The sequence below is a fragment of the Mesorhizobium sp. B2-8-9 genome (assembly GCF_006439475.1).
GTDB lineage: Bacteria > Pseudomonadota > Alphaproteobacteria > Rhizobiales > Rhizobiaceae > Mesorhizobium.
Map to the genome: position 1 here is coordinate 20,779 of NZ_VFTQ01000047.1, position 11,565 is coordinate 32,343.

Annotated in this window: 10 protein-coding genes; 1 reads left to right on the plus strand and 9 read right to left on the minus strand. The window is 64.5% G+C overall.

Going from position 1 to position 11,565, the window contains the following annotated elements:
- The first annotated feature begins 141 nt into the window (after positions 1-141).
- The gene (locus FJ423_RS31740) at positions 142-672 is read left to right on the plus strand and encodes a dihydrofolate reductase family protein (protein WP_140847530.1); all 531 of its coding nucleotides are present in this window, start codon (positions 142-144) and stop codon (positions 670-672) included.
- A 119-nt stretch (positions 673-791) separates the two neighbouring features.
- On the opposite strand, the gene FJ423_RS31745 is transcribed toward FJ423_RS31740, so the two are convergent.
- The 9 genes from FJ423_RS31745 to FJ423_RS31785 form a co-directional block, all read right to left on the minus strand.
- On the minus strand, positions 792-1,442 hold the full coding sequence (locus FJ423_RS31745; protein ID WP_140847533.1) for a 4'-phosphopantetheinyl transferase superfamily protein: 651 nt from the start codon (positions 1,440-1,442) through the stop codon (positions 792-794).
- Positions 1,439-1,918 (minus strand): GNAT family N-acetyltransferase, encoded by a 480-nt coding sequence (locus tag FJ423_RS31750; RefSeq protein ID WP_246680368.1) that lies wholly within the window; start codon positions 1,916-1,918, stop codon positions 1,439-1,441. Before FJ423_RS31750 ends, FJ423_RS31745 begins: the two co-directional genes overlap by 4 nt.
- The gene (locus tag FJ423_RS31755) at positions 1,915-5,985 is read right to left on the minus strand and encodes a Pls/PosA family non-ribosomal peptide synthetase (protein ID WP_140847536.1); all 4,071 of its coding nucleotides are present in this window, start codon (positions 5,983-5,985) and stop codon (positions 1,915-1,917) included. Before FJ423_RS31755 ends, FJ423_RS31750 begins: the two co-directional genes overlap by 4 nt.
- A gap of 257 nt (positions 5,986-6,242) precedes the next feature.
- On the minus strand, positions 6,243-7,130 hold the full coding sequence (locus FJ423_RS31760; RefSeq protein WP_140847539.1) for an RNA polymerase sigma factor: 888 nt from the start codon (positions 7,128-7,130) through the stop codon (positions 6,243-6,245).
- Between the two features lie 41 nt (positions 7,131-7,171).
- The gene (locus FJ423_RS31765; RefSeq protein WP_224549575.1) at positions 7,172-7,492 is read right to left on the minus strand and encodes a hypothetical protein; all 321 of its coding nucleotides are present in this window, start codon (positions 7,490-7,492) and stop codon (positions 7,172-7,174) included.
- A gap of 95 nt (positions 7,493-7,587) precedes the next feature.
- Positions 7,588-8,064, minus strand: coding sequence for a ketopantoate reductase C-terminal domain-containing protein (locus FJ423_RS31770; protein WP_140847542.1), 477 nt, complete (start codon positions 8,062-8,064; stop codon positions 7,588-7,590).
- The gene (locus tag FJ423_RS31775; RefSeq protein ID WP_140847544.1) at positions 8,052-8,552 is read right to left on the minus strand and encodes a 2-dehydropantoate 2-reductase N-terminal domain-containing protein; all 501 of its coding nucleotides are present in this window, start codon (positions 8,550-8,552) and stop codon (positions 8,052-8,054) included. The genes FJ423_RS31770 and FJ423_RS31775 overlap by 13 nt, the downstream gene beginning before the upstream one ends.
- A gap of 96 nt (positions 8,553-8,648) precedes the next feature.
- Positions 8,649-10,304 (minus strand): FAD-binding dehydrogenase, encoded by a 1,656-nt coding sequence (locus FJ423_RS31780; RefSeq protein WP_140847546.1) that lies wholly within the window; start codon positions 10,302-10,304, stop codon positions 8,649-8,651.
- A 40-nt stretch (positions 10,305-10,344) separates the two neighbouring features.
- Positions 10,345-11,331 (minus strand): Gfo/Idh/MocA family oxidoreductase, encoded by a 987-nt coding sequence (locus FJ423_RS31785; protein ID WP_140847549.1) that lies wholly within the window; start codon positions 11,329-11,331, stop codon positions 10,345-10,347.
- Between the last annotated feature and the right edge of the window lie 234 nt (positions 11,332-11,565).

Sequence of the window (11,565 nt, forward strand, 5' to 3'; positions counted from 1 at the left end):
GAAGGATCGGGCGATCATCCGGCCCGAAATGTGTTGCGTTTATGTATGCGGCAGAACCAATTGCAAAATAAAATCAGTCGGCCTAATCTGAACCGATTGCACAATGCAATTAGATTTGTGATGCCGTGTGAGGAACAGACAATGGCCAAGCTCGTGTTCGGAATGAACCAGTCGCTGGACGGCTACGTCGATCACACGGCCTTCGGGCCGAGCCCCGCGCTCTTCCGCCACTTCATCGAGGAGGCCGAGCGCCAGGCGGGCAGCATTTACGGTCGCCGCATGTATGAGGTCATGCGCTACTGGGACGACGAGCATCCTGAATGGGATGCCGAGCGACTTGCCTACGCGGCGGCGTGGCGGCGCCAGCCGAAATGGGTCGTCTCACGCTCGATGAAGTCCGTCGGTCCCAACGCAAGGCTTGTCGAGGGCGATCTCGGGGACGCTATCCGAAAGCTGAAGACCGAGCGCGACGGCGAGATCGAAGTCGCCGGCCCGGATTTGGCGCGAAGCCTCACTGAACTGGGCCTGATCGATGAGTATCGGATCTACCTGCACCCCGTGGTGCTTGGTCACGGCAAGCCGTATTTCGCCGGGCCCCGGCCGCCGCTGCGCCTGATGGCTCATGATCGGATCGGCGAGGATGTGATCAGGTTGAGCTACGTTCCTGCCTGATCTCGCGACGTCCTCTCGTGCCGCACCAGACTGCTTATCCGAGCTTCGCAGTCCGAATCTTCGGGCGCCATTCCTGTTCAACGCCCACTCTGAATGATCAGGGCAGGGCTCAGCGCGGCTTATGCCGTATATACCAGCGCCAGGATTCTGGGCGAGATGGTGAAGCGCACGGTCAAACGATTGCCCGATGAAGTGACCGCCTCGCCCGAGGCGAGATCGATGGCGATGTCCTCAAAGTCCAGCACCCGGCCGTCGAGCGGAAACGAGGCCTTGTAGACCGCCTCCTTGATCGCAAACAGAATGCGGCTGCCCAGGCGGGAGTCAAGATCGCCCAGACGGTCCTGCGGCGTTGCCACCATGCCTTGGAGGTCGTGCGGCAAGGGCAGGGCAGGCTCGATGTCGACGCCCACGCTTCTCATCGCGTCGGATCGCGCGGCGACTGCCACGGCAAGTTCGTCATCATGCGCGATTGAACCGACGATCCCTGCAGGCCAGATCGGGTTTCCCGATTGGCCCCGCAAGACGGCGAGATCCGCGCACCTCAGCCGCCGCAGCAATTCATGCGCGACCCGGCGGCCCGCTCCGGTGGCGGCGCGCGCCCTTTGTTCGCGCGTGGCGATGGAAGCGGCTTCCGCCGGCAGGAGGTATTGTTCGTCGCCGGCACGAATAAGACGGCAGCCGGTGACGAGGCCGGGCTGCGCGAGGCCGGCCAGCGCCTGCTCGACGGCGCTCTCGATGTCCGGTCGCGCGTCGTCCGGCCGTGTGATCACTTGCTGCTCAATTCGAGCACGGCAATCATCTCGCCATCCTCGTCCAGTTCCGTCTCGACGAAACCGAAGCCGGCATAGAGCCGGCGCGCCGCCTCGTTGTCCGGTTCGTAGCAGATCGAGACGCGGCGTATGTGGCCGAGCTGCGCGATCTCCTCCAGCACCCGGGCAACCGCGGCACGGCCAAGGCCCTTGCCTTGTTCGCGGCGGTCGATCATGAAACGATAGATGATCGCCTCGTCATCGTCCTCCGGAGCGCTGTACATCAGGAATCCGACGACGCGCCCGGCCGCGACGACAGCGCGGGCGATGGCCTCGTCATCCTCCCCGGCCTCTTCCAGCGAGTCGACATTCGAAGCAACGAAGCCTTGCTGCTCGGGCATCAGCTCGAGCGCCAGGATCGCCGCGCGGTTATCTTCGCCTACGGGCCGCAGGACAACCGGGCGGTCGCCTGTCCGCGCGTCGGCGGAACGCTTCACTGTTTCTGCCCGATCTTGATCGCGCGCGCGTCGATCGGCGTCACCACGCCATAGAGCTTCGCCGGGTTGCCGCGCCACACGGTGTTGGGCTCCAGCACTTCGCCCTTCATGACGAAGCAATCGAGGTCCGCCACGGATCCCTCGCCCATTGCCACCGCGTAGTGGACGAAGGCGGCGGGGGCGAGCGTGCAGCCATTGCCGATGCGGATGTAGTCGGACTTGAACGCGCCTTCCTCCAGCGAATGCGCCTGGATGACGCAGCCCTCGTTGAGCGTCGCGTCGTCGCCGATCTCCACCAGCGACCGCTCGGTGATGATGCTTCCCCCGTCATAGACGCGCCGCCCGACCTTAACGCCCACCAGACGCAGGAGCAGCGGCCTGAAGGGGGTGCCGGTGAACAGGCCCATGATCGGCGAATCGGACAGTTTCCAATGGCGTTCGTGCCGCCAGAATACCGGGTCGTAGATTGTCGCCATCCTGGGCTTCAGCCGGCGAAAACCGAGGCTGACGCGTTCCAGGAAGACATAGAACGGAATGCCGATCGCCGTGGTCAGCACCACCGCCACGAACAGCGCCGTCTGCTCCCATTCGTTGTAGTAGTTGAGCGCCCTGTCCCAGATGGCGAGCGTCAGGAACAGGATCAGCCACTGCGCGGCCAGGAACAGCAGCGCGGTGACCAGATTGTGGAGGTTCTTCAGCGGCAGCCGGCGGCGGCGCTCCTCGTCGGAGATCAATCCGAGCAGCTCCTTGTCGCGATTGACCATGCGCGGGATTTCAAAGGGCGGCGACCCAAGCAGCCCGACATTCTCGCGCACGGGACCATCGACCGGTACATGCACCTTGGTTCCGAGCAGGCAATTGTCGCCGGTGCGGGAATCCGGCGAATAGATGATGTTGTTGCCGAAGAAGTTGCGCTCGCCGACCCGCGTATGCTCGAGGCGGAAGGAGTTGGCGGACTTCTGCATGTTGACCATGAACAGGCCGTCCGAGACCATCGTTTCCGAGCCGATCTCGCTGAGCTGCGGGTTTTCATGCCGCTGGTTGGTGCCAAAATTCGACCCGGTCTGGTTCACCTTGTTCAGCCGCCAGCCGATGGCGCGCAAATAGTAGACGACGGCCGAGCTGTCGCCGAACAGCACATTCAGCAGCCGCACGTTGCTTACCAGCTCCAGCATCGATTGCAGCCAGTAGTGAAAGCCGTAGAGCGAATAGTCTCGGCCGGGCTTCAGCATCAGGTTGAACAGCCGCGGCACGATGGCCGCCAGCAATACGCCGCCGATGATGAAGCCCGCCAGCGTCACCGTGGTGCCGATCGCCACGATGCCGATGGTCTCCTGATAGTCGTCGCCGACATTCTCCCAGTAGGTGTGGAACAGAAGCGGGAACGGCGTGACGATGGCGAAGAGGATGAAGAGCTGGATCGCCTCGTAGATGATCCGGCGCGCTCGCGACAGCGGCACGTTGGGAACCGTGCAATAGTCCGCCTCGGTCGGAATCGCCGGCGATCCGTGCCAGCGCTCGCCGGCAGGGATCGCCTGTCCGCGATGCAGCGACGAAGCGTGGCCAAGCTGGGCGCCGTCGCCGATGCGGGTGTCGATGTCCAATGTTGAGCCGACGCCGACGAAAGCGTTGTGGCCGATGTCGAGCGGGCCGGTGTGGATGTAGCCCGCCTGGGCGCGGAAGCCCAGGATCATGGAATCCTTGCGCAGGATCGAGTTGTCGCCGATGCTGATCAGGTCGGTGCAGACCGGAACGGACCGGCACTCGATAACGGTGCGGTTGCCGAGCCGGGCGCCGAGCAGGCGCAAATAGAGGCTGTATAGCGGGCTGCCGCGGAACAGCACCACCGGCGCGCTGCGAACCAGCGTCTTGACGACCCAGAAGCGATAATAACGCCAGCCCCAGATCGGGAACGTCTCGGCCTTCCAGCGGCCGACCAGCAGCCATTTGGCGATGATGGCAAAGCCGCTGAGCCCGAAGAAGACGCTGGCGGACAACAGAACGCAGCGCAGATAGAGCTGCACCGGGTCGTCCAGCGCGTCATAGACCCAGTTGAGCCCGTCATTGATCGCCCAGAGCGAGCCATAGCTGTAGAGCGCGTAGAACATGAGCTGCCCAAAGCCCGTGCTCCAATAGGCAAAGCTGGAAGCCCGATGCGTCAGCATCGGCTCGCTCGCAGCAACCGCGGCCATCTGCGGCGCGCGCAGGTGTTCGGCGAGCTTCGCGACCGTGGGATGCAGGTAGACGTCGCGCATCGAGGTCGTCGACCAGGCCTTGCGGGAGCGGATGCGCGCGCAGAACCTCGCCATCAACAGCGAGTTCGCGCCGAGGTCGTCGAAGAAGTGGTCTTCGATGGAGATGTCCTCGAATTTCAGCACATCCTGCAGCGTGTCGACCAGAAACCTCTCGTCCTCGTTGCGCGGGTCGATCATCGCATGGCCGGCCGCGACGCGCGCGCTGGTCGGCTTTGGCAGCTTTCTCAGGTCGACCTTGTTGGAGACGGTCATCGGGATCGCGGGCAGCTGCTCCAGATAGGCCGGAACCATGTAGTCGGGCAGCCGCTGCTTGAGTTCCCGCACGAGCATGGTGCGATCCACACTGTCGCCTCCGCTCCTTGGGGCGTAATAGGCGACCAGTTCCGTGCGCTCGGGCTCGATCTCCCACGTCGTGACCGCCGCCTGCGCGATACCCGGCTGTTCCAGCAGCACGGCCTCGATCTCGCCCAGCTCGATGCGGTAGCCGCGGATTTTCACCTGCGTGTCGATGCGGCCGTGGTATTCGATCTCGCCCTTGTCGTTGATGCGGCCGAGATCGCCCGTCCGGTAGATGCGGCCGCTGGGATTGTTCGGCAGGCCGATGAAATCCTTGATGAATCGCTGCTCGGTGAGTTCCGGCCGATTGAGGTAGCCTACCGCAACGCCCATGCCACCGATGCAGATCTCGCCCAGCTGATCGCCGGTCAGCACCTTCGGCTTTTCGGGGTCGAGAATGGCTATCGAATAGGTGGGCAGCGGCCTGCCGATGGTCACCGGTTCGTCCGGCGTCAGCAAACCCATGGTGGCAGTGACCGTCGCCTCGGTCGGGCCATAGGTGTTCAGGATCTGGCGGCCGGGCTTCGCCCAGCGCACCACGAGCTTATGCGAGCAGGCTTCGCCGCCGACCAGAATCGTGCGCAGGCTGGGCGCGTCGCTCTCGATCGACGACAAAAGCGTCGGACTGCAGGCCATGCAGGTGATGTGATGCTCGCGCAGGAAGCTGGCCAGCTCTTCGCCCACGAGGGGCTGCTGGCCGGGCGCCGGCACGACCGTGGCACCGGCGGCAAAGGGCACCCAGATCTCCTCCGAGGAGAAGTCGAAGGCGATGGTCATGCCCTGGTACACGCGGTCGCCCGGCTGGTAACCGTAGGATGCTGCGGCGACGCGGATGAAGTTGCAGAAGCTCCGATGCGTGATGACCACGCCTTTCGGCTTGCCCGTGGTGCCGGAGGTGTAGAGAATGTAGCAGGTCTGGTCCTGGCTGCCCTCCGGCAGGGGCGCAGTTTCCGGCTTGAGAGCGATTTCGGATTCCGCCGAGTCGATCGAGATATGCGGAACCGGCAGGCGCGCCACGCGCGCGGCATAACCGGAGACGCTGATCACCATCGTGACATTGGCGTCCTCGATGATCATCACCATGCGATCTTCGGGGAAGGCTGTGGCTAAAGGGACGAAGGCCGCCCCGGCCTTCATCACGGCAAGGATGGCGATATAGGTTTCGGCGGAGCGATCCAGCAAAAGGCCTATCCTGTCGCCCGGCTTCACGCCGCGCTCGATCAGCAGATGCGCGAACTGGTTGGCACGGCTGTTCAGCTCGCGGTATGACCAGGGCCGGCCGCCGGAAATCACCGCCGGTGCTGCGTCGAAGCGGCTCGCCAGATCGCCGAAGAAGCGGTCAAGCCTCTCATGCGGCTCACCCTTATGGATGAAATCGGGGCCGATCAGGATCTGATCGCGCGGTGGCGATTCCGTCACGACTTTGGCTTCGGTCGCGTTTTTCTTGGCGGGCTTGCTTGCTTCATTCAGAGACATTGGAGGACCCACGAGCCCGTTGATGGCTCGCACTATGCCGTGATTGGCGAAAAGACAATTGACTGACGATGACGGGCCAGTTGATTTGCCTTTGCGGCGGATTTGAGATGGCGTTCCGATCGGCAATTCATGCCACGTGACGTTCACGATGATGTGACGGAGCGCCGATCTCCCCCGCGAAGCCGTATCGTTTTGCGCGCGCTCTGCGGGATCATCTCCGCAGGCAGCGCTCGATCAGCTCGCGGATGCGTCGCCGCTCAATCGGTAAGCAAGCAGATATCCGCCTCGACGACGCAATAAGGGACGTGCCGGAAATCGCGGATGCGCACGACCTCATCGCCGCGCCAGTCGATCAGCATGAAGCCGCGCACCGCATCGTGCGCCTGCGGGTTGCGGATCAGGATCGCCGGCTGGCCGTCGACGAAGCCGAGCGACAGCGCCCAGTCGCCGAGGCGGTCGTAGTTGCCGAAATAGGTCGAGGCTTCCTTCTTGCCGTTGAGGCGGGCGCGATTGAGGACGTCGACCTGGACGTCCTCGGCGACCAGCGTCCTGACCCCGTCGAAGTCGCGTGCGTTGAACAGGTCGATGTAGCGGCGCAGCCGGCGCTCCTCCTCCCGGTCGAGCTTCGGCATAGCCACTTGGTCCGTTCGGGCGGCCAGCGCCTTCAGCTCTGCCCGGCCGCGATGCAGCGCCGCCTTGGTTGCAGCCAAAGTCGCTCCCGTCACCTCGCAGGTTTCGGAAAGGCTGAGACCGAGCACGTCGATCAGGACCACGGCGCTGCGCTGCGCCGGCGTGAGTTGCATGAACGTGCGCAGGCTTGCTGCCGCCGCAAGCCTCGCCTCGGCGCTGGCCGAGAGATCCTCAATCGTCGTCATGTCGGTTTCGGTGATACGTGAGCGCTCCCGCTGGCGGCGGCGCAGATGATCCTGCGCCGCATTGTGGGCGATGCGGAACAGCCACTGCTCGAGGCGCTCGACGCGGGCGCCGCCATCATACGCGGCAAGCGCCTTTACAACCGTCTCCTGCACGATGTCCTCGCCCTCGATCGACGAGCCGGCCATGCGGGCGGCATAGCGGTGCAGCTTCGGGCGCAGCCCGACAAGCATGGATTCGAGTTCCGCGCGGTCGAATTTCGCTGCGCTCATCGTCCTCATTCTCGCCTCGCCGATTACATGCCGTGCCCTGGTCAGGCCGGCACGGCTTCATCTGCCCCGGCCAGCATACGATAGTCGCCGACGATCTTCGCCGGCGACCTGGCAAGCGGCGTCGAACGTCGCGCGGCATGATCGGCGCCGAAGGCCTTGAACGCGTCGAGCTCGGTCAGCGCCGAGCTATCCTTGTCGTAGCCGACGATGTGGACGAACTCGCCATTCTCCAGTTCGAGCACCAGATAGCGCAAGGTTTGCGGCTGCGTTTCATCCAGCGCCTCGAACACTTTTGCCACCAGCGCCCGGTTCTCGGCGATGCTTGCGTCTTTCACGCCGTAGCGGATGAGATTGTAGGTCATGGTCGTCTCCTGTTTGCGATCTGCGTGAGGAAGACGTTCCATGGCCTCCAAAGGATTCCCGGGCCGGGTCTTATCTTTTTGATCGTCTGCGGCGATCAGCCGGTTCCGCCGATCATGGAGACGATCGTGTCGTCGCCGGCCGATTGCGGCCGCATCCGGCCGCTGGCCAACTCGACCGACAGTTTGCATAGGGCTGAGTTGACGGGCGTCGCCATGCCGTGCAGCCGCCCGAGAAGCACGATCTCGCCGTTGAGGAAGTCGGTTTCGAGGGAGCCGGTCCCGCGCACGATGCTCTGCAGCGTCGAGGAGCCGACACGCGTTCGGCCGGGGATGGCGGTTATGGTCAATTCCTCGCGCGCCATGGCGTCGGTCTTGTCCCAGTCGATCCCGGCGGCGGTGAGCACCGCCTCGGCTTCGGCGCGCGCCTTGGCATACCATTTCCGCTGCAGCTCGGTCTCGCCCAGCGCCGCGTCGATGATGTTGCGAAGGTTGGCGAGCAGCTTGCGGTACTTGCTGCTCATCACATTGTCCCTGGGGTCGGCGATGAAACCGGAGGCGCTCAGAACCCGCATAGTTTCTCGACTGTGTCGTCGGTGCCGGAAGGATAGCGGCCGATATCGAAGGCGCCGATCTTGGGCGCGAAATAGGCCGCGACCTGACCGGGCGTGTCGTAATCGGCCGGCAGCATGACCGTCGCGCCATAGACATTGGCGAAGAAACGCAAGGCCAGCGCCTCGTTGGCGACGCCGTTCTGGAAGCAGCACACCGGCTGCGCCGTGACACCGGCGGCGTTGAGCCGTTGCAGCGCCCCGAGCGTATCAGGCGTTTTCATCGTCAGCAGCACGACATCGTCTGGCTCGACGGAAATCTCCCACGGGTCGGCATGGGCGGGAAAGCGCGCGGTCCCTGTGCCTTGCGGGGTGGAAAGCGACAGTCCCGAGGCGCGGATGGCGTCGAACTGCCTGCCGCGGGCGATGCCGAGCACCGTGTGGCCTGAAAAACTCAGCTGGGCCGCGATGGCGCCGCCGACGGCGCCGATTCCATAGACGATGATGCGCATGCTGTTCCCGTCATGATTGGAGTTGGGACTTCAGTCGAGCTGACCGAAAAAGCCTACAGCGTTGTCGCCGAGGCGGCGACCATCCGCGCCCTCCGTTCACGCAATCGTGGCCGCTGCCGCCCGCCCCGCGCTGCGCCCCGAGAAAATGCAGCCGCCGAGGAAGGTGCCTTCCAGCGCCGCATAGCCATGCACGCCGCCGCCGCCGAAGCCGGCGACCTCGCCCACCGCATAAAGCCCCGGCACCGGCTGGCCGGCGGCATTGAGCACGCGGCTATCGAGGTCGGTCTGCAGCCCGCCCAGCGTCTTGCGGGTCAGGATGTTGAGGCGCACCGCGATCAGCGGGCCGTTCGCCGGATCGAGCATCTTGTGCGGCTTGGCGGTGCGGATCAGCCTGTCACCGAGATAGGAGCGCGCACCGCGCAGCGCGGTGATCTGCGCATCCTTGGAGAACGGATTGTCGAGCTGCCTGTCGCGGGCGCGGATCTCGCGCTCGACCTGGGCGACGTCCAGCAGCGGCTCGCCGCCGGCCAGCGCGTTCATGCGCGCCACCAGCCTGGAAAGATCGGCCTCGACGATGAAATCCTCGCCCTTTTCCATGAACGCCTTCACCGGGCCGGGAATACCTGATGTCGCGCGGCCCAGCACCTGCCGCCAGCTTTTGCCGGTGAGGTCCGGGTTCTGCTCGGAGCCCGACAGCGCGAACTCCTTCTGGATGATCTTCTTGGTCAGGATGAACCAGGAATAGTCAAAGCCGGTGCTCACGATGTGGCTGAGCGTGCCCAGCGTGTCGAAGCCCGGATAGAGCGGCGCCGGCAGCCTTTTGCCGCGCGCGTCGAGCCAAATCGAGGAGGGGCCGGGCAGGATGCGGATCGCGTGCTCGGTCCAGATCGGTGCCCAGTTCCTGATGCCCTCGACATAGTGCCACATGCGGTCGCGGTTGATGACCCTTCCGCCGGCCGCCTCGGTGATCGCCAGCATGCGGCCATCGACATGGTCCGGCACGCCGGTGATCATCCGCTTCGGCGGCGCGCCCAGCCGCTGCGGCCAGTTCTGGCGCACCAGCTCGTGATTGCCGCCGATGCCGCCGGAGGCGACGATCACCGCTTGCGCATGGAGCTCGAAATCGCCGGCCATTTCACGAGAACTCTTGCGGCCGCGCTCCACCGTGCTTGGCTGCAAGATCTCGCCACGTACGCCGCTGACCGTGTCGCCGCTGCGGACAATCTCGGTGACCCGGTGACGGAACCTGAACTCGACCAGCCCGCGCTTCTGCGCCTCGCGCACGCGCAGCACGAAGGGCTCGAGCACGCCGGGCCCGGTGCCCCAGGTGATGTGGAAGCGCGGCACCGAATTGCCGTGGCCGACGGCATTGCCGCCGCCGCGCTCGGCCCAGCCGACGACGGGGAAGAATTTCATGCCCCGCTCGATCAGCCAGGAGCGCTTCTCGCCCGCGGCGAAGCCGACATAGGCCTCAGCCCATTTGCGCGGCCAGAAATCCTCCGGACGGTCGAAGGCGGCGGTGCCCATCCAGTCCTCGAGCGCGAGGTCGTGGGAATCGCGGATGCGCATGCGCCGCTGCTCCGGCGAATCGACCAGGAACAGCCCGCCGAACGACCAGAAAGCCTGGCCGCCCAGCGACTGTTCCGGCTCCTGGTCGACGATGATGATTTTCTTGCCGGCCTCCGCCAACTCCGTCGCGGCGACGAGGCCGGCCAGCCCCGCGCCGACAATGATCACGTCCGCGTCAGCCATTTTCCCTCCCATAATTAGCCGGCAAACTTATTGCAAAGCCTCAGACGGGCTCCCAGCCGTCTTTGTCACCGGCGCGGAAGATGGCGTCGATGACTTTCTGGTTGAGCACCGATTCCTCCAGCGTGAAGACGCGGTCCTTGCCGCCTTGGGCGGCGCGCACGAAGGCTTCGCACTCCAGCCGGTATTGCTGCGTGCCTGGGAAGCGGAACACCTGCGTCTCGCTGTGGTTCTGGTTGTGCAGCTCGATGCGGTGGTGATCGTAGAGCCCGGCATTGAACGGGGCGAAGACCTCGATGAAGCCCTTCTCGCCGTGGAATACCATCACCTGCCGCGCCGCCATCTGCGTCGACAGGTAGAAGGACAGCTCGAAATCGCCGAAATCGGCTCGGATCGAGGAATAGATGTCGGTGCCGAAAGTCTTGTCGCGCTCGATCGTCGCCTGCACCCGCAGCGGCTCCTTGCCGGTCGAAAAGCGCGTCGACACGGCCGGATAGACGCCGATGTCAGGCAGCGCGCCGCCGCCGAGATCGAGCTGGTTGCGCATGTTCTTGGGGTCGACATTGAAATAGGAAAACGCGCCCTGCACATGGCGCAGCCGGCCGATGGCGCCGCTGGCGATGAGGTCGCGCACCTTGATCCATTGCGGGTGGTAGACGACCATGAAGGCCTCGCAGACCAGCACCTTCTTCTCATCGCGCAGCCTGATCAGCGGCGGGATGTCCTTGGCGTCGAGCGCCAGCGGTTTTTCCACCAGCACATGCTTCCCGGCCTCGATCGCCTTCGCCGTCCATTCGACATGCTGCGAGGTGGGCAGCGGAATGTAGACGCCGTCGACCTCCTTGGAGGCGAGCAGTTCCTCATAGGAGCCGAAGGCGTGACGGGCGCCGAAACGCTCGCCCAGCGCCTTGGCCTTCGACAGGTCGCGGCTGGCGATCGCCGACAGGACGCCGTTCTCCGACTCCACGATTGCCGGCAAAAGCTGCTCGCGGCCGATCTTCGCCGTCGACAGAACACCCCATCGGAACATCACGCTTCTCCGTGTCGGTTTACAGGCGACGAGGTTTGCCTGAAATCGGCGGAAAAGCCAATGCGTGAGGCAGCGCGCCCTTCCTCGCCCCACGCAGTGGGCTACGGCATGCATCAATTTCCAAGCGGCTGGTCTTGGCGACGGCGTGCATGGCAGCTTGGCGCATGCATTGTCTTATGTAGCGCTGGTCGACCCCCACTCCGTCTCGGCTTCGCCGAGCCACCTCTCCCCCGA